The 22,644-nt window shown below is 63.4% G+C and carries 19 protein-coding genes and 1 riboswitch; of the genes, 6 read left to right on the top strand and 13 right to left on the bottom strand.

The features are described from left to right. From B4400_RS05150 to B4400_RS05125, 6 genes are all read right to left on the bottom strand, one after another. A complete protein-coding gene (locus B4400_RS05150; protein ID WP_078307625.1) occupies nt 1-1,455 on the bottom strand; it encodes an NAD-dependent succinate-semialdehyde dehydrogenase in 1,455 nt (484 codons plus the stop codon). After that, a complete protein-coding gene (gene gabT / locus B4400_RS05145) occupies nt 1,452-2,801 on the bottom strand; it encodes a 4-aminobutyrate--2-oxoglutarate transaminase (RefSeq protein WP_078307627.1) in 1,350 nt (449 codons plus the stop codon). The genes B4400_RS05150 and gabT overlap by 4 nt, the downstream gene beginning before the upstream one ends. Nucleotides 2,802-2,937: 136 nt before the next feature. Further along, nucleotides 2,938-4,479, bottom strand: a complete 1,542-nt coding sequence (locus B4400_RS05140; RefSeq protein ID WP_078307630.1) for an APC family permease — start codon at nt 4,477-4,479, stop codon at nt 2,938-2,940. Further along, a complete protein-coding gene (locus tag B4400_RS05135) occupies nt 4,472-5,362 on the bottom strand; it encodes a universal stress protein (protein ID WP_078307632.1) in 891 nt (296 codons plus the stop codon). Before B4400_RS05135 ends, B4400_RS05140 begins: the two co-directional genes overlap by 8 nt. A 2-nt stretch (nt 5,363-5,364) precedes the next feature. Continuing rightward, nucleotides 5,365-7,308 (bottom strand): primary-amine oxidase, encoded by a 1,944-nt coding sequence (locus B4400_RS05130; RefSeq protein WP_078307634.1) that lies wholly within the window; start codon nt 7,306-7,308, stop codon nt 5,365-5,367. A gap of 2 nt (nt 7,309-7,310) precedes the next feature. After that, entirely contained in the window at nt 7,311-8,747 is a 1,437-nt protein-coding gene (locus tag B4400_RS05125; protein ID WP_078307636.1) for a gamma-aminobutyraldehyde dehydrogenase, read from the bottom strand. Nucleotides 8,748-8,905: 158 nt separating this feature from the next. On the opposite strand from B4400_RS05125, the gene B4400_RS05120 reads away from it, so the two are divergent. After that, nucleotides 8,906-10,423, top strand: coding sequence for a PucR family transcriptional regulator (locus B4400_RS05120; RefSeq protein ID WP_078356002.1), 1,518 nt, complete (start codon nt 8,906-8,908; stop codon nt 10,421-10,423). 106 nt (nt 10,424-10,529) lie between these two features. Further along, nucleotides 10,530-11,150, top strand: coding sequence for a TetR/AcrR family transcriptional regulator (locus tag B4400_RS05115; protein ID WP_078307696.1), 621 nt, complete (start codon nt 10,530-10,532; stop codon nt 11,148-11,150). 6 nt (nt 11,151-11,156) lie between these two features. Here B4400_RS05115 and B4400_RS05110 read toward each other — a convergent pair whose 3' ends face one another. The 3 genes from B4400_RS05110 to thiC all read right to left on the bottom strand — a co-directional run bounded on the left by B4400_RS05110 (nt 11,157) and on the right by thiC (nt 14,288). Next, complete coding sequence (locus B4400_RS05110; protein ID WP_078307699.1) at nt 11,157-11,792, bottom strand: alpha/beta hydrolase family protein; 636 nt, start codon at nt 11,790-11,792, stop codon at nt 11,157-11,159. Nucleotides 11,793-11,823: 31 nt separating this feature from the next. Beyond that, entirely contained in the window at nt 11,824-12,654 is an 831-nt protein-coding gene (thiD, locus tag B4400_RS05105) for a bifunctional hydroxymethylpyrimidine kinase/phosphomethylpyrimidine kinase (protein WP_139360133.1), read from the bottom strand. A gap of 2 nt (nt 12,655-12,656) precedes the next feature. Beyond that, nucleotides 12,657-14,288 (bottom strand): phosphomethylpyrimidine synthase ThiC, encoded by a 1,632-nt coding sequence (gene thiC / locus B4400_RS05100; RefSeq protein WP_078307823.1) that lies wholly within the window; start codon nt 14,286-14,288, stop codon nt 12,657-12,659. After that, nucleotides 14,280-14,388: riboswitch (TPP riboswitch) on the bottom strand. (Overlaps the previous gene by 9 nt.) Before the next feature lie 281 nt (nt 14,389-14,669). Between thiC and B4400_RS05095 the strand changes: the two genes are divergently transcribed. Next, complete coding sequence (locus B4400_RS05095; RefSeq protein WP_078307702.1) at nt 14,670-16,406, top strand: MFS transporter; 1,737 nt, start codon at nt 14,670-14,672, stop codon at nt 16,404-16,406. 18 nt (nt 16,407-16,424) lie between these two features. After that, nucleotides 16,425-17,750, top strand: coding sequence for a hypothetical protein (locus tag B4400_RS05090; RefSeq protein WP_078307705.1), 1,326 nt, complete (start codon nt 16,425-16,427; stop codon nt 17,748-17,750). Here B4400_RS05090 and B4400_RS05085 read toward each other — a convergent pair. From B4400_RS05085 to B4400_RS05075, 3 genes are all read right to left on the bottom strand, one after another. Next, nucleotides 17,713-18,261, bottom strand: a complete 549-nt coding sequence (locus B4400_RS05085) for a hypothetical protein (RefSeq protein ID WP_078307708.1) — start codon at nt 18,259-18,261, stop codon at nt 17,713-17,715. The genes B4400_RS05090 and B4400_RS05085 overlap by 38 nt on opposite strands. Further along, the gene (locus B4400_RS05080; protein ID WP_286151023.1) at nt 18,258-18,650 is read right to left on the bottom strand and encodes a hypothetical protein; all 393 of its coding nucleotides are present in this window, start codon (nt 18,648-18,650) and stop codon (nt 18,258-18,260) included. The genes B4400_RS05085 and B4400_RS05080 overlap by 4 nt, the downstream gene beginning before the upstream one ends. A gap of 188 nt (nt 18,651-18,838) precedes the next feature. After that, complete coding sequence (locus B4400_RS05075; RefSeq protein WP_078307713.1) at nt 18,839-19,519, bottom strand: hypothetical protein; 681 nt, start codon at nt 19,517-19,519, stop codon at nt 18,839-18,841. Nucleotides 19,520-19,665: 146 nt separating this feature from the next. Between B4400_RS05075 and B4400_RS05070 the strand changes: the two genes are divergently transcribed. After that, nucleotides 19,666-20,451 carry a 2OG-Fe(II) oxygenase gene (locus B4400_RS05070; RefSeq protein WP_286151024.1) on the top strand — a complete coding sequence of 262 codons (786 nt, stop codon included), beginning with the start codon at nt 19,666-19,668 and terminating at the stop codon, nt 20,449-20,451. Then, on the top strand, nt 20,438-21,157 hold the full coding sequence (locus B4400_RS05065) for an SDR family NAD(P)-dependent oxidoreductase (RefSeq protein WP_286151526.1): 720 nt from the start codon (nt 20,438-20,440) through the stop codon (nt 21,155-21,157). Before B4400_RS05070 ends, B4400_RS05065 begins: the two co-directional genes overlap by 14 nt. Before the next feature lie 63 nt (nt 21,158-21,220). Here the strand turns inward: B4400_RS05065 and mycP are convergent, their stop codons facing one another. Then, complete coding sequence (gene mycP / locus B4400_RS05060; protein WP_286151025.1) at nt 21,221-22,636, bottom strand: type VII secretion-associated serine protease mycosin; 1,416 nt, start codon at nt 22,634-22,636, stop codon at nt 21,221-21,223. Nucleotides 22,637-22,644 lie beyond the last annotated feature (8 nt).

Here is a 22,644-nt window from a genome sequence, read left to right as displayed (position 1 = left end):
CTATGGCAATGCTATGTACTTCGTTTCGAGGTATTCCTCGATGCCCTCACTGCCGGCTTCGCGCCCGATGCCCGATTCCTTGATCCCGCCGAACGGCGCGGCCACATCGGAGATCACACCGCGGTTGACGCCGATCATTCCCGACTCGACAGACTCCGAAACGCGTAGCGCACGATCCAGGTTGGTGGTGTACACGTACGCGGCGAGCCCGTACTCGGTGTCGTTGGCGGCCGCGACTCCCGCGTCCTCGCCGTCGAACCCGGTGATCGCGGCAACAGGACCAAACACCTCTTCGCGGAGAATTCTTGCGTTCGAAGGCACATCGGTGAGCACGGTCGGCGGGTAGAAGTAGCCCTCGCCGTCGGCGATGGCACCTCCGGTGGTGATGACAGCTCCCTTGCTGACGGCATCCTGCACCAACTCGTCGACCGAGGCGCGCTGCTTGGCGGTGATGAGCGGGCCTACCTGTACGCCGCTTTCGTCGCCGGGGCCGATGGTGAGCGCACCCATGCGGGCGGTGAGCTTCTCGGCGAATTCAGCGCGTACCGCGTTGTCGACATGAAAGCGGTTGGCCGCGGTGCATGCCTCGCCGATATTGCGCATCTTGGCCGCCATCGCGCCGTCGACCGCGGCGTCCACGTCGGCATCGTCGAACACCACAAACGGGGCATTGCCGCCGAGCTCCATCGACGAACGTAGAACCCTTGTGGCGCACTGGGACAGCAGTACCTTGCCCACGGCGGTGGAGCCGGTGAAGGTCAGCTTGCGTAATCTGGAATCTTCGATCAGCGGGCCGGTCAGGCCGGAGGAGCTGGTGGTGGGAAGAATCGACAGCACGCCCGGGGGCAGCCCGGCGTCGGCGAATACCTGGCCCAGCAGCAGCATGGTGAGTGGCGTCTCGGCGGCGGGTTTGACGATCATGGTGCATCCGGCGGCGAACGCCGGACCGATCTTGCGGGTACCCATGGCCAGCGGGAAGTTCCAGGGAGTGATGGCCAGTGCCGGACCGATGGGCTGCTTGGTCACCAGGATCCGGCCGGTGCCCGTTGGCGATGAGGTGTACCTGCCGTTGATGCGCACCGCTTCCTCGGAGAACCAGCGCAGAAACTCTCCGCCGTAGGCGACCTCGCCCTGGCTCTCCGCCAGCGGCTTGCCCATTTCCAGGGTCATCGCCAGCGCGAAGTCATCACGCCGCTCCATCACCAATTCCCAGGCCCGCCGGAGTATTTCGGCTCGTTCACGGGGTGCGGTCGCCGCCCAGGACTGTTGCACGGCCACAGCCTCATCAAGCGACGTGGCACCGTCGGCCGTTGCGGCATCGGCCACGGTGGTCAGCACGGCACCCGTGGCCGGGTTGTGCACAGGGAACCGGGCGCCGGTCGAGGACGGCACCTGCTTGCCGCCGATCCATAGATCGGTGGGGATGGCATCGATCAGGGCTGAGTGGTCAGTCACTGGTGGCTCGCCTTCTCACGAATGATGTCGGTGAGGACGGTGATGCCCTCGTCCAATAGATCGTCCCCGATCACCAACGGGGGGAGCAAGCGGATCACGTTGCCGAAGGTCCCGCAGGTGAGGATCAGAACACCTTGGGAGAGCGCCTCGGCGGCAATGGCTTTGGTCAGGGCCGCATCGGGTTCGAGAGTGCCGGGTTTGACGATCTCGATGGCCAGCATGGCGCCTCGGCCGCGTACTTCACCGATGACGTCGACGGTGCGCGCCAGCGTTTGGAGGCGAGACACCACCGAGGTCTCGATGGCCCGGGCGCGGGCCGGCAGGTCCAGATCGTGCATGGCACCCAGCGAGGCGATGGCGGCCGCGCAGGTCACCGGGTTGCCGCCGTAGGTTCCGCCCAGGCCGCCGGTGTACACCGCGTCCATGAGATCAGCGCGACCGGTGACGGCGGACAGCGGCATGCCCCCGGCGATGCCCTTGGCCATGGTGATGATGTCAGGGACGATGCCCTCGTGCTCGGAGGCGAACCAGGCACCCGTACGTGCGAATCCGGTCTGTACCTCGTCGGCGATGAAGACGACGCCGTTGTCCCGGGCCCAGGCCGTCAGCGTGGACAGGAATCCGGGTGCGGGGACGATGAATCCACCCTCGCCCTGGACGGGCTCGATGATGATCGCGGCCAGCGACTGCGCACCGATCTGGGTTTCGATGAGAGAGATCGCGCGCCGTGCGGCGTCCTCGCCGGACAGACCCGGCTCGTCACGCAGGGGGTAGGAGGCCGGCATCCGGTAAACCTCGGGCGCGAAGGGCCCGAACTGCGACTTGTAGGGCATCGCCTTGGCGGTCAGTGCCATCGTCAGGTTGGTGCGGCCGTGGTAGGCGTTGTCGAAGGCGACGACCGCCGGGCGACCGGTGGCAAGTCGCGCCACCTTGATGGCGTTTTCCACGGCCTCGGCGCCGGAGTTGAACAGTGCGGTGCGCTTCTCGTGATCGCCGGGTGTCAGGGCGTTGAGGAGCTCGGCGACCCGTACGTACCCCTCGTAGGGCGTCACCATGAAACAGGTATGGGTGAAATGGGCCGCCTGGTCGGCGATGGCGGCGGCCACCGCGGGATGTGAGGCGCCGACGGTGGTGACCGCGATACCCGACCCGAGGTCGATGAAGGAGTTGCCGTCGGCATCGACGATCACGCCGCCATCGGCATCCACGGCGTAGACCGGTGCGGTGGATCCGACGCCCGCGGATACCGCGGCGCGGCGGCGCTCGGCCAAGGCGCTGGACCGAGGTCCGGGCAGGGGCGTCACGATGTTGCGCTTCTGCGCGAGGCGATAGGCGATGTCGGTCATAGCGCTTCCTGTCGTCGATCCGGCGATCTCAGTCTGCCGCTGCGGTGTGTTTCTGTGAATGGACGGATTGTCCACCGAAGGCCCACACGTACGCCGTTTTGGCGTACGTTCCCCCTTCGCGCGGACCACATGGCTGCTATTCCACGAGCGGCGCGGTGTCGCGAGTCAGGGTGCGCCCGAGGAAGAAGTCCGGGCTCTTGACGCGCATGATCACCATGAGCACCGCCCCGAAGGCCAGAATGCCGAAGCCCAGATAGAACACCAGGCCGATACCGCCGATCGAGGCGCCGCTGCCCGTCTTTTCCGGATCCATGCTTTCGCGCACGGAGATGACGAACACCGCAGCTAGCATGAGCCCGCCCAGCAGCGGAAAGAGGAACTTGTACACCACGTTGTGGGCATTCTGGAACAGCTCCGTGCGGAAGTACCACACGCAGGCGAAAGCGGTAATGCCGTAGTACCAGCAGATCATGATGCCCAGTGCCGCAATGGTATCCAGCAGGGTGCGATCGGACAGCAGGCTGACAACGGTGTAGAACACGGCTGTCACCGCGCCGGCCACCACGGTACTGAAGGTCGGCGTCAGGAATCGCGGGCTGACACTGGCGAACTGCTTCGGGAAGGCGCCATAGGTGCCCATGGCGAGCATGGTGCGGGCGGCGGGCAGGGAAGTGGTCTGCAGGCTCGCCACCGCTGAGGCGAAGATCGCCAACAGCAGCAGCGGGCCGAACCAGCTGCCTAGCACCGGATTGGCGAGGGCGCCAAAGACATTGTCCTTGTTCTCCTCATTGGCCAGGCCCAGATCGGTGTCGCCGACACCGGCGAACATCATCACGGCGACAGCCACCAGCAGGTAGGTCAGCAAGATCGACAGCACGCACAGCAGGCCGGCACGGCCGGGTACCTTTGTCGGGTCCTTGCATTCTTCGCCGAGTGTCAGACAGGTGTCCCAGCCCCAGAATGCGAAGATCGAGCCGACGAGCCCAATGGCAAAGGCGCTCAGGGTTAGTCCCGTCAGCGGGTTGAACCAGTCCAGATCGAAGTCGAGATGCCCGGCCGCGCCAGGCGCCTTCGTGATGGCGACGACGGCGAAGATCACCAGCACGATCATCTGAAACCCGACGAGGACGTACTGCACCTTTTCGCTCGTGGTGATGCCGCGGCTGGAGATGTAGGTGGCGATGGCCAACAGCGCGACGGTCGAGATGATGTTGACCGCCTTGTTGCTGGCGAGGTCGCCGACCGTCTGATTGTGGAAGATGGCGCCCAGAAACTGATATCCGTATTGCACACCGATGGATGCCAGGTTGGACAAGACGATGATGGTGGCGATCACCATGCCCCAGCCACACATCCAGCCGATGTACGGGCCGAATGCCTTGGTGGACCAGGTGAAGGAGGCGCCGCAGTCCGGCGCGCGCGAGTTGAGCTCGCGGTAGGCGTACGCGGTGAGGAACATCGGGATGAACCCCGCGATCAGGATGGCCGGCATCTTGAGGCCGACCGCGGCCACAATCAGGCCGATGCTGGCCGTGAGCGTGTATCCCGGTGCCACTGTGGAGATACCGAGGATGGCGCCGGTAAAGGTGCCGATGCGTCCGGCCGCCAAGCCTTTTGAGACAAGTCCCTCGGACCGCTCGGCATTCTCCAGCTCGGCGTGAGCGACGTCCTCAGTCACTATCGCCCCCTTCTTCCTTGGGAATCACAACCATCGGGACCTGCAGCACGCGGAGCATCTTCGCGGCCGTCGAACCGAGGAAGAGTCGTCGCGGCTGTGCCAAGCGGCTTGAACCGACCATGATGATGTCGCCCTCGTGCCAGTCGAGCTTGTTCACCGCAGCCTCGACGGTGGGTCCCTCGGCGACCATTGACGTGACCGGAAAATCTTTTGGCAGAAACAGTTTTGCGGTTTCGAGGGACTGCTGAGCATGAATGGTGGCGCGTTCGCGCGCCGACTGATCGTCGTCACCCCCGGGGATCGGGTCGAACGAGACCAGTGAGACCAGGCGCAGCGGTGCGCCGGCGCGCTGGCAGGCCCGCAGCGCCGTGTCCAGCAGCACGCGCGCGCCCGGCCGCGTTCCCATGGCGCAGGTGACTTCGCGGACGCGGAGGTTCTTCTGATAGCGCGCACCACGCGGCGAGATCACCAGTGGTATCGGTGAGGAGTGCACCAGCTCGTTGACTACCGATCCCAGCGAGAGACTGCCGACCAGACCGCCGCCTGAACCACCCACCACGACTGCCTCGACCCCCAGAGCCTCGCACTGCGCGATGAGTCCCTCGGCAATCGACTCGTGGAAGCTGATATGCGTCTGGACCGTGAGGTCGTCGGGAATGGTGGCTTCGGCATGGTTCAGCCAGTGAGTGGCATTCTCGGACAATATGTCCTGGCGCTCCTGCTGCGGGAGCGGCGCCAGGATAGGGCGGTCCTGGGGGAGCACCATGCACAGATCGAGATGCGCGCCCAGTGAGCGTGCGATCTGCGCTCCCACCGCTAGCGCGTCATCGCCGCCCGGAGTGGCCAGGTATGCAACGGCAATCCTCTTGGCGGCGGTGTTCATGGCTAAGCCTCCTGGTGTCCGGATGTGTGACAGCTCTTCGGCGGGGTGGGTGCGACGTCGAGCGAGGGGTTGCGGTCGAAGAATCCGACCGGTTTGAGCCAGAAATTCACGGTGTCGACGGGCATGATCGGCCAGTCTTCGGGGCGGGTGATGTGGTGAATGCCGAACACATACCAGAGCACCACGTCGGTGTTCTCGATGGAGCGGTTGTGCTCAGTCCAGGAAGGCAGACCATGGTCTTCCTTGCTCTGTGTAACGAATTCTCCTGCGGGCCAGCGCTCCTCGGGTGAGTTGGGGGTCACCCAGAGGGTGTGCTCGATGGCGCGGCAGCGCGCCAGCACCGGTGAGGACGGGTCGAACATCGCCGGGATGGCAGCACCAGGTACCAATTTGTAGGCCGGTGCGGTGCCGATGCCGTTGCGGGTGTTGTCGTTGACCACCTTCCAGGCGCGCTGCGTCTGCCAGCAGAAGTCCTGTTTGCCTTCCGATTCGGTGCGCAATGGGGTGTTGCGCTGCCGCAGAGACAGCCCGTACGGGTTGTTGGGGCCAACCGGCTCGATCTCGGTCTCGGTGGCGTACACAGTGTTCTCGGTGCCGTCGACGTCCAGGTCCAGTCTCGCGACAAGGAAATGTTGGTGGTACGGCGCGTAGGTCCGGTTGTCGACCAGGGTTCCGTGTGGGTGTGCGGCGCCCTCGGCGAAGTTGCTCACCACCATGATTCCCGTTGCACGGACCTCACATTCGATATTTCCGTCCTGATAGAACCGCCAGTACGTGAGGTATTCGTAGTTGGCGACGGTGACGTGGAAGGACACCGTGAGCCGGCGCATCCGGCGTACCTCGGCACCGTGGTCGTGATCGACGTGCTTCCACAGGACGGCATTGTCTTCTTCGTGAATGCAGATCGCGTTCTTGATGGTGTACGGCTCGCCCTTGCTGTTATGCAGCACGGCATCGAGGTAACGGATCTCGCCGAGGCAGTCGCAACCAAGTTCCAGTGAGGTGGTCATGAAGCCGATGCCCCACTCGCCGATATCGAAAGCTGTTCTTCGGTAGTGATCTTCGCAGTGATCCCGGTAGGGCACCATCATCTCGGCGAAGGACATGCGGTTGGCCACTGATCGCACCCGGCCGTTGTCGTTATACGTCACGGCATGCAGTGTCATGCCCTCGCGATAGTTGAAGCCAACTCGCAATGACCAGTTCTGCCACTCGAGTTTATTGCCTTCGATGGTGAAGGAAGGACCGTCGGGCTGGGTGATATGCAGTGGTTGCAGCGACTCTCGGGTGCTCTGCCGGCGCAAGCGTTCCGGAACGTGCCGGGGCACGTACTCGCCCATCATCTCGGGCCGCGGGACGGTGAACGTGTCCTCGATCTCCAGCAGCTCCATGCTGTTCATGTCGATGATGCAGTGGAATCCGTTGACAGGGCCCGCGTACGGATTGGCGCCTTCGGTGGAACGCACCCAGGTGTCCGACCATCCGAGGCGCCGGCCCTTGTACTTCTCGGGCATGACCGCGTCGCCGTAGGTCCAGGTATCCATGAACACCAGGTCCATGTCGGTGATTCCGCGGGTGGCCAGGGCGGCGATGACCTCCGGATGGCGCCTCAGGGCGGCGTCGGCCTCTTCCCACTCGTCGACCGTGAAGTTGGGTTGCACTCCGGGAATGTGATCCCAGGACTGCACTTCACCGGCGGTCAGCGAGACGACAGCCTTGTAGGTGGCGTTCCGTTGGGTGTCCAGACACGTGGCGAGTACCCGGCGCTCGGGCCGTGCGCCGTTGCTGTCGAATGCGGCGATCTCGGCCTTGGAGGGCTCGGACAGCTCGATGGACGTATACCGCCAGCCGCTCCCGACGCCGTGCGCTTGCGCCAGAAGTTTGGCTGTCGCGGTGAATTCATCCGCGGTCAGAGGATCAAGAGGATGGAACGTGTCGGTTGCCATGTCTAGTGCGCGCTCATCACGTGCTTGATCCGGGTGTAGTCCTCCACCCCGTAGGCCGACAGGTCCTTGCCGTACCCGGAGTATTTGAACCCGCCGTGCGGCATCTCGGCAACCAGTGGGATATGACAATTGACCCATACGCAACCGAAGTCGAGTTCGCGAGTGAACTTTTCGGCGGTCTCGTGGTCCTTGGTCCAGACACTGGAGGCCAGTGCGTAACGCACTCCATTGGCCAGACGGACGGCCTCGTCCGCGTCGTCGAAGGATTGGACCGTCAAGATGGGTCCAAAAGTCTCCTCCTGGACGATTGAATCGTCCTGCCGCACACCGGTGACGATGGTGGGCTCGATGAAGAAGCCCTTGTCGCCCCAACGTTTTCCGCCGGTCACGACCGTCGCGTGTGCGGGCAAGTTCTCGAGTTTCTTGGTGACCGCGGTGAAGTGGTTGATGTTGTTCATCGGCCCGTAGAAGCTGTCAGCGTCATCGGGCAGGCCCGGCCGCAAGGTCTGTGCCGCGGAGTTGAGGGCGCTGACGAACTTGTCATGGATCGACTGGTGCACGATCACCCGGGTAGCAGCCGTGCAGTCCTGGCCGGCGTTGAAGAAGGCGGCTTGCGCGATCCCGGTGGCGGCCTTGTCGATATCAACGTCGCCGAACACCACAACCGGTGCCTTACCGCCGAGTTCGAGGTGGCTGCGTTTGAGCTGTTCGGCCGCCGAGGCGGCGACTGCGATACCGGCCCGCACCGAGCCCGTGATCGACACCAGGCCAATGGCGGGGTGACTCACCAATTCGGAGCCGGTGGCAGCGGTGCCCAGCACGACGTTGAAGACGCCGTCGGGCAGGATGCCCTTCGTCAAACGGGCCAGCACCAGTGTGCTTTCCGGTGTGGTGTCGCTGGGCTTGAGGACGATGGTGTTTCCGGCCGCCAGCGCGGGGCCGATCTTCCAGATCGCCATCATGAACGGGTAGTTCCACGGTGTCACCTGCCCGACGACGCCAATGGGCTCGCGCCGAACGTAGGAGGTGAACCCCTCCATGTACTCGCCGGCCGATTTGCCCTCGACGAGTCGTGCCGCACCGGCGAAGAACCGGAGCTGGTCGGCGCTCACGGTCACCTCTTCGGCGGCGATGACGGCTTTCGGCTGCCCGGTGTTGCGGCACTGGGCGTCGACGATCTCGTCGATGTGTGCCTCAATGGCATCGGCGAGTTTGAGCAGCGCCTGCTGCCGGACGCTCGGCGTGGACTTACCCCAGGAGGCGAAGGCGCGTTCGGCGGCGGCCACCGCCGCATTCACGTCGTCGGCGTTGGACACCGGGGCGCGGCCCACCAACGATTCGTCGACTGGGCTGATCAGGTCGATGGGCTCGGAGGTTTTCAGGGACAAAGAATCGACAAACTGGCCGTCGATGTAGTTCTGGAGTACTGAGTCCGGCATATCGCACGTCCATCCGTCGAGGGAATCCGTCTAAGCACGTCAAGAAAGCACGCAGACAACCAGTGTGCGCTGAGACACATGCCTGATCATCCGACAATTCCGGGAATCTTCGCGGTATTTTTCACCATTCTGTACAGTCCCGTGAGGTGAGTGTTCCGGTGCGGTGGGTGATGGATCAGCAGGACCTGAAACTCACCCTTAAGGGCGGCGCCGAGGGTCTGGGGCGCGAGATCAATCTGGCGCTCACCACAGAGCTCGCCGACCCCGCGCAGTGGCTATCCGGTGGAGAGTTGGTGCTCACCACAGGGATTGGTCTACCCGCGAGCACCCGCGAGCGGCTGCGCTACCTACGGGTGCTCGACGAGAATGGTGTCGCCGCATTGGGATTCGGTACCGGACTGACGTTCGATGAGGTGCCACCGGAATTGGTGACGGCCGCCGACGAGCTGGGTATGCCGCTGATCGAGGTGCCGCTGCGCACCCCGTTTGCCGCGGTGGTCAAGGCGGTGAGCACCCGCATCGCCGAACTGGAGTACGACGCGGTGCTGCGTGCGTCGCGGGCTCAGCCCCGGATTACCCGAGCGATTGTCAATGGTGGTGTGCAGGCGGTCACCGCGGAACTTGGACGGTCGCTGCGGGCCAGTGTTGTGGTGTTGGACTCGGGCGGCACGGTGATCGCGAGCCATCCGCGCAATCTGGATGTCGCGACGATCAATCTGGTCCGGGGTGCGGTGACGCCGGGCGCGTCGGCCGGTGCGCAACAACTGGATCCGGGAATCGCGGTCGCGCAACAGACGATCGGCGTGGGGGGTACGTCGTACGGGGTGTTGGCTGTTGTCAGCAAGACGCCGTTGAGCTTCGTGGACCAGGTGTTACTGGGGCATGCAAACTCCTTGTTGGCCCTGGATTTTGATAAGCCGTCGCGGCTGCAGGACGCACAGCGCCAGTTGAACGGGCAGGCCTTGGGGCTGCTGCTCGGCGATGCACGGAACCTGGACTCGGTGTGGGCGCAACTCGCACAAGCTGCCGACGGGCGTGGGCGGATCCGGGTGTTGGTGGTGGATGCGGAATCCCCGGTGGCGCTGCGGCGGGTGCAGCCCGTAGTCAACCGGGCCATGGAGTCCGCGGGCCACCCGGTCTTCGCGCATACCTCCGAGTCCCAGCTCACCGTCGTGATTCCGGGGTCGGAAACTGCTGAATTTGCCCGACAGTTGTTCGCGGAGGTGGACGGGCGCACCAGGAAGGGTCTGCGGGCGGGGTTGAGCGGGGCGCATCCGGTGGGGCGGCTGGGCGATGCGGCACAGAATGCGAAGCTCGCAGCGTCGGTGTCCGAACGCGGCGGGGCGCCGCTGGAGTTCACCTCGTTGGCGGGTAGCGCACTGTTGTCCTTCGGTGCGAGTCGTGAGGTACTGGTCGCCGTCGCGAACGCGACCCTGGCGCCCGTCGCCGAGCATGACGTCACCCACAGCACCGAACTGATGGCGTCCTTGCGGGCCTATCTGGAGGCGAACGGCCATTGGGAATCCGCGGCCGCCGCCGTCGGCGTCCACCGCCATACGCTGCGCAAACGCATCGAAACCGTGCAGTCACTGCTGGCCTGCGACCTCGATATCGCGAGGGTGCGCGCTGAACTGCTGCTGGCGATGCTGGCGGGAACGCCGAGCGCCGGGAACTAAACCAGGACCGCGAATTCGCAGTGCGCTGGCTTACGGTAGTGCTACCTTATTTAGAACAGGTTCCAGTTTCGGGGTTATTTATGCAGGTGAATAGATCGTGAGCGCCATGGTTGAAGCGTCACCGGTGCGGCCAGCCGCCGTGCCATCGACCAGGCGCCAACATGAGCAGTACAAGCGCATGCTCGATGCGGCCGAGGAACTCGCCATGACGCGCGAGCTCGATCACGTCCAGATGCACGATGTCGCCAAACACGCCAACGTCGCCATCGGCACGTTGTACCGATATTTCCCGACGAAGCGTCATCTGTTCGTCTCGGCTTTGGTGCGTGAGTCGGAGCGACTTGTGGGCCGCATCCCGTTGTCTCCCGATGGGGAGGAAACCGCGGCCGACCGGGTGGGCGAAGCGCTGGTACGGGCACTGCGCGGATTGACACGGCGCCGCATGCTGGCGATCGCGATGATCAGGTCCTCGAACTCGGCGTCACTGGCCGAGGTGCCCGATCTGATGCAGGTCGAGAAGCGGTTCCATGAGCTGATATCCGAGGTCGCCGGTCTTTCGGACCCGACCGATGAGGACGAGGCCGTGATCCGACTGCTGGTGCACCAGTGGTTTGGCTGTATTCAGGTGTGTCTCAACGGCGGTCTCACCGTGGCGCAGGCGGAGTCCGATCTGCGTCGGGCGGCCCAGTTGTTGATGCGCGACTGGCGCGCGGTGGACGAGCGTTAGGTCCTGTTAGTTCGCTTTCAGGGCCGCCAGCGCGGCGTCGATGGCGAGCTCGGGGACATTGATTGTCTTGGACCCCAGGTCATGACGCGCGCCGGTGATCTCCACGATTGTCGCGCCGCCCGGTATCAGAACCGATGCCTCCGTAAGTTCCGCGATGGTGCCGAACGCATCCGAGGTGCCGTGGGTGAACACCGTGGGAACCTGGATGCCGGGCAGATGCTCCGTGCGCAGCCGGTCGGGCTTGCCGGGTGGATGTAGCGGGTAGGAGAACACGGTGAGAACGTCGATGATCGGCCCCTTTTCCGCCACGAGCATCGAGGTTTGACGTCCGCCGTAGGAATGACCGCCGGCCAACAGCGGGCCATCCACCAGGGTGCGGGCCTTGTTGATCACCTCGGCAATGCCCGCGCGGTCCTTGTCGGCTGACGAGGCCGAGGGGGGACCGCTTGGCCGGTTGCGCCGGAACGGCATGTCGAAACGTATCGCCAGCCAACCGTGTTCGGCCCATGCCGTGCACAGCAGACGCAACATGGGCGAGTGGCAGCTGCCCCCGGCGCCGTGGGTCAGCACTACCGCACCGTGGGGGTGTCCGTCGGGGTGGTGGGCGATTCCGGCGATATCCGGAAGTTCCTCGGTGCTCACGCACTCAGCTTAAGGTTCTTCGCGCAGATGCTCATCGCAGCCTGAACAGGGCCGATACCGGGCCGTGGCCACGGCCAAGGGGGTAGGCCGCTCGCAGACACTCGGTGATCCACCGTTTTCCGAAGGCGACGGCTTCGATCACAGAAAGTCCGTGTGCCAGTGCACAACTGATAGATGCGGCGAGGGTGTCCCCGGCGCCGTGGTCGTGTCCGGTGTCTACCCGTTCGACGGGGAAGTAGTGAAACTCGGTGCCGTCGAAGAGCAGGTCCGTGCTGGTGTCGCTGGATCGAAGGTGCCCGCCCTTTACCAGAGCCCACCGCGGGCCGAGGGCATGGAGTTTTCGCGCGGCTTCCCTTTGGGACTCCTCGTCAACGACGTCGATGTCCACCAACAGCCGTACCTCGTCCAGATTGGGAGTGACGAGCGTTGCCAGCGGAAAGAGTTGTTCACGGATGGCATCCAGTGCGCTCGGGTGCAGCAGCGGGTCGCCGTGCATGGATGCGCACACGGGATCGACGACCAGGGGGACATTTGTCGCCAGCCGCGACCATGTCTCCGCGATGGCCTCGATGATTGGCGCGGAGGCCAGCATCCCGGTCTTGGCGGCCTGGATACCGATATCGGTGATCACCGCGTCCATCTGCGCGGCCACCACGTGTGGTGGGATTTCGTGAAAATCCCTGACACCCACCGAGTTCTGGACGGTTACCGCGGTGACGGCCACGCACCCGTGCACACCGAGCAGCGCCATGGTGCGCATATCGGCTTGGATACCTGCCCCGCCCCCGGAGTCGGACCCGGCGATGGTCATCACTCGCACCGGGGTAGCGCCCGGCTCCGGGATGGGGAGGAAGGCAGCCATGCTCACGCGATCGGCAGATAGACCCGGTTGCCGTGCTCGGCGAACTCCGCGGACTTCTCTTCCATGCCGCGTGCCAGCATCGCGTCGATGTCTTCCTGGGTCTCCAAACCGTTCTGGGCCGCGAACTCCCGGATATCGGCGGTGATGCGCATCGAGCAGAACTTCGGGCCGCACATGGAGCAGAAGTGTGCCGTCTTGGCCGGTTCGGCGGGCAGTGTCTCGTCGTGGAACTCCCGGGCGGTGTCCGGGTCCAGCGAGAGGTTGAACTGGTCATCCCAGCGGAACTCGAAGCGCGCCTTGGACAGTGCGTTGTCGCGCAGCTGGGCGCTCGGGTGCCCCTTGGCGAGGTCGGCGGCGTGCGCGGCGATCTTGTAGGCGATCACCCCGTCCTTGACGTCCTTGCGGTCCGGCAGCCCCAGGTGTTCCTTGGGGGTGACGTAGCAGAGCATCGCGGTGCCGGCCTGGGCGATGATCGCCGCCCCGATGGCCGAGGTGATGTGGTCGTAGGCCGGAGCGATATCGGTGGCGAGCGGGCCCAGCGTATAGAACGGGGCCTCTTCGCAGAGCTCCTCCTCGAGCTTCACGTTCTCGACGATCTTGTGCATCGGCACGTGGCCGGGGCCCTCGATCATCACCTGCACGCCATGGGATTTCGCGATCTTCGTCAGCTCGCCGAGGGTGCGCAGCTCGGCGAACTGAGCCTCGTCGTTGGCATCGGCGATGGACCCTGGACGCAGGCCGTCGCCAAGCGAGAAGGTCACGTCATATCGTGCCAGGATCTCGCACAGCTCCTCGAAGTGCGTGTACAGGAACGACTCCCGGTGATGGGCCAGGCACCATGCGGCCATGATCGAACCGCCGCGCGAGACGATGCCGGTGACGCGCTTGGCGGTCAGTGGCACGTAGCGCAGCAGCACGCCGGCGTGCACGGTCATGTAGTCCACGCCCTGCTCGGCCTGCTCGATCACGGTGTCGCGGTACAGCTCCCAGGTGAGCGCGGCCGGGTCGCCATTGGTCTTCTCCAGCGCTTGATAGATCGGCACCGTACCGACGGGCACGGGGGAGTTGCGCAGAATCCACTCGCGGGTCTGGTGGATGTCCTTACCGGTGGACAGGTCCATGATGTTGTCGGCGCCCCAGCGGATGGCCCACACCATCTTCTCCACTTCCTCGGCGATCGAGGAGGTGACGGCCGAATTGCCGATGTTGGCGTTGATCTTCACGCCAAAGGCCTTGCCGATGATCATCGGCTCGCTCTCGGGGTGTTTGTGGTTGGCGGGGATCACGGCGCGGCCCATCGCGACCTCACTGCGCACCAGTTCGGCGGGGACACCCTCGCGGACGGCGATGAACTCCATCTCGGCGGTGATCTCTCCGGCACGGGCGCGCTGCAGCTGCGTGCCGCGATCGGTGACGATGCCGGCTCGCGGTGGCAGGCCCTTCTGCAGATCGATGGTGGCGCCCGAGTCGGTGTACGGACCAGACGTGTCATACAGGTCCAGGTGCTCACCGTTAGTGAGGTTCACTCGGCGTTGCGGCACGCGCAGGCCACTGTCGAGGTCCTGGTAGATCTTCTCGCTGCCCTGGATGGGGCCCGTGGTGACGGTCTCCGGAGTACGTGACTGATCAGGCATTTTCTTCCTCCCTACGCCGGCATTACCCGGTCAGGTTCATACGGTCGACGGCCCTAGCCGTCCTCTCAGCGCACTGGTGCGCGCTCCCGTGTTTGTGTGTTTGGGGCTGTTCGTTGACGAACACTGGCCACGCTACTCGGTAGGTCACCGATTTCTCCGCTGAGTGCGAGCCTCACGCGGATTTCCGGCCAGATTTACGCGTGAGGCTCGCACTCGAACCGCGTGAGGCATGCAGCCAAAGCCCGATCTGACAGACGGGGACTAGAAGGTTTTGGGAATATAGTTTCCCTTGCTAAAGTTATACACGGTGGTATCCAGAGACGGCCGGGCTGGGGTGCCCTGCTGGCCGCGTCGGTGGAGAAGCGCGCAACAAGGGTGACGATGACTGATTTGATGACACAGACCGACGAAACACCTGCGGATGTCGAGACCGCACGACGTCGGCTGCGGGTGGATCGCGACCATCCGCACTACAAGTGGGTGGCGCTGTCGAACACCACGCTGGGTGTGCTGCTCGCGACCATCAACTCGTCGATCGTCTTAATCTCGCTGCCGGCCATCTTTCGCGGGATCGGTCTGAACCCCCTTGCCGCGGGCAACGTGAGCTATCTGCTGTGGATGCTCATGGGCTACCTGCTGGCTTCCGCGGTTCTCGTCGTGTTGTTCGGCCGCCTCGGCGATATGTATGGGCGGGTCCGCATTTACAACATGGGCTTCGTCGTCTTCACCGTCGCGGCGGTGGTGCTGTCCTTCGACCCGTTCCACTACGGCGGGGGTGCGGTGTGGCTTATCGCGTGGCGAGTGGTGCAGGGGGTGGGCGGTGCCATGCTGATGGCTAACTCGTCGGCCATCCTGACCGACGCCTTCCCGTCCACGCAGCGTGGGTTGGCGCTAGGGATCAACCAGGTGGCCGCGGTGGCAGGGTCCTTCCTTGGGCTGCTGATCGGAGGCGTGCTCTCCGAATGGGATTGGCGCGCCATCTTCTGGGTGGGTGTGCCACTGGGCCTGCTGGGCACCGTGTGGTCATATCGCTCCCTCGTCGAGATCGACCAACCCACACCCGGCAAGCTGGACTGGGCAGGCACCGTAACCGTTGCGCTGGGGCTGACGGTGCTGCTCACCGGAATCACATACGGCATTCAGCCATACGGCAATTCGAGCACCGGATGGGGTAACCCGCTGGTCTACGGATCGCTGATCGCCGGTGTCGCGCTGCTGCTGTTGTTCTGCGTGATCGAGTCCCGGGTGGCCGACCCGATGCTGGACATGCGGCTGTTCAAGAACCGTGCGTTTGGCCTGGGGAACCTGGCCAACCTGCTGGCGTCGGTGGGTCGGGGCGGTCTGCAATTCATGCTCATCATCTGGCTGCAGGGCATCTGGTTGCCGTTGCGCGGATACAGCTATGAGTCGACGCCGTTGTGGGCGGGAATCTTCCTGCTGCCCATGACACTTGGCTTCCTGCTGGCCGGGCCCATCGCCGGTGTGCTGTCGGACCGCTACGGTGCCCGGCCCTTCGCCACGGGCGGCATGGTGCTGTCGGCGGTGACGTTCCTGGCGCTCATCGCCATTCCGGTGAACTTCAATTACTGGGCCTTCGCGGCCCTCATCTTCCTCAACGGACTGGGATCGGCCATCTTCACCGCGCCGAATACCGCGGCGATCATGTCGAGCGTGCCCGCGCACCAGCGCGGCGCGGCCTCGGGAGTGCGTGGCACCTTCTTCAACGCGGGCAGCTCGCTGTCCATCGGAATCTTCTTCTCGCTCATGATCGTCGGGCTCTCCTCCACGATGCCCGCCGCGATGCAATCAGGGCTGACCGCCCAGGGAGTGCCTGCCTCGACCGCAGCCGAGGTGTCCAGCCTGCCGCCGGTGGGCAGCCTGTTCGCGGCGTTCCTCGGTTACAACCCGGTCAGCGAATTGCTTGCTCCGTCAGGTGTTCTGGACCACCCGGGAGTCAACGCGGCCGAGTTGACCGGGCAGTCGTTCTTTCCGAATCTCATCACCGAGCCGTTCCATGCCGGACTAGTGGTGGTGTTCGTGGCCGCCGCACTGATGATGGCGGTCGCCGCTCTGGCCTCGCTGGGTGCCGGTGGCAAGTACGCCCACGCAGAGGACTGAGCTAGCTACTATCTGCCCATGGCAACGTGGGGGATATCCGGTCCGGTGGATCTGCTGCGCCGGACGGGGATCCTGTGGTGGCGCTGCTGGCCGCGGCTGGTGGCGATCTATCTGGTCGGCTGGCTGACCCGTTATGGTGCATTGAAGCTAGCCATCTTTGTGTCCGTACATGTCGGAGGCCTGTGGGGTGATCTGGTATTCCCACTGGTGCCGCTGGCCCGGCTGCTTACCTACGTCGCGATGTTCTGGGTGGTGCGTGGCGCAGTGACAAACGCCAGGGCAAGTTGGACAGAAGCGACCAACACCGTTCTCCGGGCCATACTTCCGGTGTTTGTGCTGTTTACGGCATGGAAGCTTCATCTGGAGGACCGTGCCGGGTATCTCAACGTGCGATATCTCGAGTACTACGGCTCGACTATGGACGGTCTTTCATCGGCTAAGACAAGCGAACAGATCGGCCAGTACTTGAGTCCGACGGACTGGCGTATCTACGCCGTCATTGCTATCGCATTCACGATGAGGATGCTGCTGACCCGATTTAGGGACAAATTGCCCACCTGGACACAACTGCTCGCTCTGTACTCGGAGGCGACATGGGTGCTCCTTCTGGTAACGGCTGCGGCCGACAAGCTGTTTGGCACTCCGGAGTGGATCAAAGAGCGCCGTGTTGTCATGTGGTATTTGGACCACAAGGAGAGTCTGCTCGCGAATCTTGGCCCATTCAGACACCTTTGGGAGTCAGCGACGCAATTCGCCGCTGCCGCGATACCCGCGGTCCTCATACCTTTGACATGGATTGCCATTGCGGCAGCGATTTACGGGATTCAGGCGATGGGTACCTGGTCGACGAGTGGACATGCATTCCTCGGCGAGAAACACGCGACCCGAGTCGCCAACGCAGGTCAGTCGGTGATGGGGCGAGTCCGGCCGCGGTGGTCGCGCGTTCCGTCGGGAATTCAGGCACGAACTACAGAATTCGCACGCGGCTTTCTTGGGATATTGGAGAAGCTGGCGGACTCTATTCGCGTGACCTTGCACGGTGGTCCGCTGATAGTGGCGACTTATGTGTTCGCGTTCATGTTCCTGGTGTTTCTCTACCCGTCAGGTTCCTACTACGAACCGCAGGTCGGGGAGGGTTTCGTCTGGCGCGCAGCGGTCAATCTTCTTGGCCCGCATGAACTCTCATGGTGGTCCGTGTATGGCCAAGTGTTCATCGTCGCGATTGGTTCGTTCATCGAGCCGGTGAAGGTCTGCTTGGTAGCGGCAACATACGGATATTGCCTCGAGCGGTACAGCCTGGCGCACGCTAGCCAGGCGGAGACTCGAAACGCACTACCTCGTTGATATCCGACTTCGACTTACGGATGGTGACTTCCAGGCTCAGATCCGTCGCGTCGGGCGGGACCAGCCCGACCACCATGAACGGACCGGGTTCGGCGCAGAACGTCCGATAGCCCGTCCGCTTCAGGGAATCCTGAATCGAGAACATTGAGACATGGTTCTGTTTGGTCCAGCGACGACCGCGCCGGTCCACGATTGCGACGTCGCAGGAGACCTTCTCGACATCCTCGGAAGACAGCTGGTGGCCGGCTTTAGACCGGTCAAGCACGAGTACCACGGCTTTGGTGCCCTCGGGAATCGGACTGTTGTACTTTCCAGGCTGTGGCGGATCGACCCGCCGGAGCTGCCAGTCGATGCCATCGACCGTTGCGGATTCGCCCGGCCGCACGACGAGAGCAGGCCGCTGGCTGTCGATGACTCGCTCCCGGCGGGGTTGAACAATGAGGAACCAATACGTGGTGAGGGCTAGTGCGATCACCAGGAACGCCACGCCGTTACGCTTCAGCCAAGTCATTCCGGGAACTTTCCCTCGTAGAGGTCGATGACGTCCCGATGAACAAGCGTGGAGGTCGGGATGTCGATGTCCAACTGCGTGTCGATACCCCAGCCGCGAGCGGCTCCGACATCGGCGTTCCTGGTACCGGGCAGGCTCCTGACGACGAGAGACATGGACCGCGGAGATTCGGGCAGATCGAACACCAGCGCCGTACGCTCAGGAATCCCCGGCTGATTGAAGAGCTTCGCAGTGGACCTGGTGGCCTCGATTCTCAGGTCGTCGTCGTCGAGATACATGATGTGGTTTTGCACTGTCGTCAGGGTTTCGTAGACGACGTCCAGCACGATCCACCGCCCCTGGGTGCGCTGTGTGAAGTTGTCGCGGCGGTCCTTGAATGTGTACCTCACCGCCGATGCCGAGTATGCGCCCCGGACAGAGATCGCATCGTTTCTTCCGCGGGTCTCATCAGACGAGCTGCCATGGACGGTAATGGGGCCGTAAGACTCTTGGAGGGTAGAGACGTTGGTGTACAACGTGATTGCGCCGGCGAGTAGCAGTGCACTCAGAGCGGCCGGTGCGATCTTACTCGGCATGTTCATGAGTCGCACTCGCGAAGAGTGGTGTGGAGAACGCCGTAAGACGAATTTTTAGGAGACTTCCAAGATTCGGAGCCCGCTGCGTCAGGTTTCCATTCGAGGTCGTTCAGCCGGATGGCGATGTTGTCCCCGGGGCGGATTCCCGGTCGGACGAAGGGGATTCCCCAAATGGCAAGTAGCTCCACTGTTTTGCCTGGAGGCAGTGAGTACATTTTTCCGGAACCGGAGTCCGAAGCGTATTCACCGTAATATTTGAACTCTGACGGCGTGGTGAGAGTGAATACCTCGCGGTACACCGTCGAGCTGTTCTTTCGTTCGTCATCCAGGGTGACGTTGATCTTGTCGGTGTTCTTGACCGTCCCGGCCAGTGCGATGATCTGGTAGGTGCTCGCCTCGTACGTGAAGCGCCTCATTATCGTGGGGTCCAGCCTCGAGGCCGGGCAGATCGCAAATACGGCGCGTGGGGTGATCTGCAGCGGCCCGTTGTCGTAGACATTCCCGAGCTCGATCGGAATCGCAGGATCAGCCTGATCCAGTCCTCCGAATCCTGCGGTCAGGCCCAGCACGCCGACAACGGCCACGCGCCATAGGTTGTTGAGCGAAAAGCGGTCGAGAAAAGACCGCTTCTGCGGTTCATCGGGCTCGTTGTTCAGCCCGGCCGCTGGTCCGTCCCCCGCCATGCGCAAATCATAAAGGGCGCATGCGGCGAGAAGATGGGAAAGTTCAGTCCAGCGCCGCCTGCGGGTCTGGATCGTCAGCCAGCTAACTGGCCCCAGCTTGACCACAAGTAGGCCAGGCAGACTGCGCTTGGGTAGCGTGTTGCGATGTGACCGCTGAGGGGGGATCCATACCGACACGGCGTTGGCCGATGGATGAGTTGATCGCGCACCGGTACTGGGTGCGACGCCTCAAACCTTTCCCGTATGTGACCGTTCAGAACGTTTTCAACCAAGCGTTCTACGACACTCTCGAAGACCACTATCGGCATATCGCAGCCGGCGGGACCAAGTTCAACACCAGCACACCTGGATATGACGCGTCGATGGCACACATCCACAACAATCTCGATGGCCCACTCGCGGTGTTCAATTCGCGCGAGTGGCACGACATGATCGCCGGCATCGCCGGTGTCGCGTGCACCGGTGATATCACCACGACCCTGCACCATCACGAGCCCGGCGGCAACGCTGGCTGGCCGCACAACGACTTAAGCCCCGGTTGGTTCGCCGGGCCCATGCCGAACGACACCGAAACCAGGCACGAGGATGTAGACGGCGTCGACTATCACACCGGCAAGCGACCCGATGGCGTCGAAGCGCGCGAAACTGTTCGCGCCGTAGCGGTGCTGTTCTACCTTTCGAACCCACCCTGGGAGCCCGGAGACGGCGGCGAGACCGGACTTTTCGCGAGCCTCGCCGCCGGCCAACGTGGTGACGGTGCACTGATTCCACCGCTCAACAACTCAATGGTGATGTTCGAATGCACGCCTTTCTCGTGGCACGGCTATGCGGGAGTGTCACGCAACGAGCGCAACTGCGTGGCGATGTGGCTACACCGACCGAAACAAGACGTCATTGAGACATTTGGAGAGGCAAGCATTGTCTATTGGTGATCGCCGAGTGTGCCTCCTCACCGGAGCCGGTGGGCTGCTGGGCAACGAATTCTGTAGCACGTACGCTGGCGAGTACGACATTCTCGCGGTGTGCAAGACGCGCGTACCCGAGGTTCCGTCTCAATATGAGTCCTACGTCGACCCGCTCGAACCAGATGTACCGTACGCTGCCGCATCCGTATATGTCGTCCACGCGGACCTCTGCGACATCCACGACGTCGAGCGGGTGGTTGATGTCGCACTGGCCCGTTATGGACGGGTCGACCTCTTGGTGAACAACGCGGCATACATGGGCAGATACACAAGCACGATGATTGACGGCGATACGGCCCTGATCGATTTGGTACAGCACATGCAAACCAATGTCATTGCGCCACTGCGGTTGTCGGTCCGGCTAGCGCAGCAGTTCTGGGCTACCCGGGCATCGGAGAACCGCGCAGCTAACCGAAACATCGTCAACATCTCAAGCACCGCCGGATCGAAGGTGTACCCGTTTCAAGGGCAGGCCGGTTACGCTGCGTCGAAGGCAGCGTTCGACGCATTGAGCGGACACATGGCTGCCGAATTCGACTCTTTCGGGGTGCGTGTGAATGTCGTTGCGCCAAATACTTTCCCCGCCCTCGTGAGCACCGAAAGTGTCATGGAGGCCGTTGTCGAGCTTGATCGTGGCACTGCGACTGGGTCCACCGTGATGATCGACATATAGACGTCCACGCTGTGGAGATCGACCAGTCAGTAGTCCGCGACGGCGTCATTCAGATCTACAACACTAGCTGTCCAACTCCGGGCGGGCTGCGTGCTTCCGAGCCTCGCTGTCGGCTGTCGGCCGTCGGCGCCGAGCACTCGCGAGTGCCCACGCGATTGTCATCAGCACGATGCTGCCGGTAGTCACCGAGTAGACGATCATCCGGGCATTCCGCCCTGTATCTACATGGGCGGCGCGGCCCGGAATCTGGATGCCGACTTGGACGTTGGGGAGCTGGTCGGACGGCGGTAGCTCGTAGGTAAGTGCCGCGACTGGATCGATCACGCCCCAACCTGTGGCCAGATTGGGGCTCGAACCGGGGGTGCGGGCGGTCCGCTTGATCACGTCCATCACCTGGCTGGCATTCAGATCGGGTCGATACGCGCGGATCAAGGCTGCCAGCCCGGATACAAACGGTGCGGCGAAACTAGTGCCGTTGATGGGTGACAGGGCTCCCTGCTGGTCCGGCTCCGCGTTGATCAGTCCCGGACCGTTGGCATCGAGTGAGGTGATTCGCTCACCGGGTGCGGCGACGGCAACCCACGGACCGCGCAGGCTGAAGTCCGCGGGCAGTGCCTCCGGCGTAACCGCGGCGACTGCGAGAACGTAGCTGTCGAACCAGGCAGGACTCGCGACGGTGCGCACCGTGTCCCAGGCATCGTCCAATGGCCGGTTCGGATCAGTCATGCTGTTTTGAATCGAACAGAGGCCGCCCTGTCCGCCTTGTTTGCTGAGATTGCCTGCGGCAGCGACGACCACTACGTTTCTTTCGAACGCGTAGCGCACCGCCCGGCCCAGCGCTGCGTCGTCGGGTTTTGCGCTCGCGGGGGTGCAGGCCGCCATGGATAGGTTGATGACCGTTGCTCCCAGATCGACGGCCCGGGTGATCGCATACGCCAGCGTCAGTGTGTTGCCGTATCCGGTCGACACCGCGTTCACATCGTTGCGTTGACCGCCGCCGGAACCGGCAACCCCGAAAACGGCACTATTCTGTCGAATTGACAGGATGGTTGCCTCGGGGGCTACCCCTGAGAACATGTCATATGGGCTGGGTGAGCCCGCAATAATGCCGGCGACCAGTGTGCCGTGGGCGTCGCAGTCCTGAAGCCCGTCAGTGTGGGCGACGTAGTCCCCACCGCCCTCCAGGAGCGGGAGGCGCGGATGTCGGCTTACCCCGGTATCGATGACGGCAACCTTCTGACCCGCGCCCCGCGTGTACTGCCAGGCTCTGCTGTAGTCGAGCATGGCCTCAGCGGCGGTTTGTACGGAGAAATCGGTGTGCGGAAGCACCCCGGTCGGAATACCGCAGATGGCTTTCTGCTCGGTCGGCTCTGATGGCCCCACCGGCCCGCTCGGGGGTGGCCCCGGCTCGACTACTGGCGGCGGAATGGCCGTGGCCACAGGGCTCGCATGACCTGCGAGGATCGTAAGCACGGACATCACGGCAC

It is taken from the genome of Mycobacterium sp. D16Q13, from assembly GCF_002013375.1.
Taxonomy (GTDB): Bacteria; Actinomycetota; Actinomycetes; order Mycobacteriales; family Mycobacteriaceae; genus Mycobacterium.
This window is presented reverse-complemented; position numbering and strand designations above follow the sequence as displayed.

Excerpts from the sequence above, each read along its gene's own strand:
- B4400_RS05090 (WP_078307705.1), top strand. The coding sequence starts at position 16,425 with ATGGCAACGTGGGGGATATCCGGTCCGGTGGATCTGCTGCGCCGGACG.
- gabT (WP_078307627.1), bottom strand. The coding sequence starts at position 2,801 with ATGACCGACATCGCCTATCGCCTCGCGCAGAAGCGCAACATCGTGACG.
- B4400_RS05085 (WP_078307708.1), bottom strand. The coding sequence starts at position 18,261 with ATGACTTGGCTGAAGCGTAACGGCGTGGCGTTCCTGGTGATCGCACTA.
- B4400_RS05130 (WP_078307634.1), bottom strand. The coding sequence starts at position 7,308 with ATGGCAACCGACACGTTCCATCCTCTTGATCCTCTGACCGCGGATGAA.
- B4400_RS05075 (WP_078307713.1), bottom strand. The coding sequence starts at position 19,519 with ATGGCGGGGGACGGACCAGCGGCCGGGCTGAACAACGAGCCCGATGAA.
- B4400_RS05125 (WP_078307636.1), bottom strand. The coding sequence starts at position 8,747 with ATGCCGGACTCAGTACTCCAGAACTACATCGACGGCCAGTTTGTCGAT.
- B4400_RS05135 (WP_078307632.1), bottom strand. The coding sequence starts at position 5,362 with ATGAACACCGCCGCCAAGAGGATTGCCGTTGCATACCTGGCCACTCCG.
- mycP (WP_286151025.1), bottom strand. The coding sequence starts at position 22,636 with ATGTCCGTGCTTACGATCCTCGCAGGTCATGCGAGCCCTGTGGCCACG.
- thiD (WP_139360133.1), bottom strand. The coding sequence starts at position 12,654 with ATGGCTGCCTTCCTCCCCATCCCGGAGCCGGGCGCTACCCCGGTGCGA.
- B4400_RS05115 (WP_078307696.1), top strand. The coding sequence starts at position 10,530 with ATGGTTGAAGCGTCACCGGTGCGGCCAGCCGCCGTGCCATCGACCAGG.
- thiC (WP_078307823.1), bottom strand. The coding sequence starts at position 14,288 with ATGCCTGATCAGTCACGTACTCCGGAGACCGTCACCACGGGCCCCATC.
- B4400_RS05095 (WP_078307702.1), top strand. The coding sequence starts at position 14,670 with ATGACTGATTTGATGACACAGACCGACGAAACACCTGCGGATGTCGAG.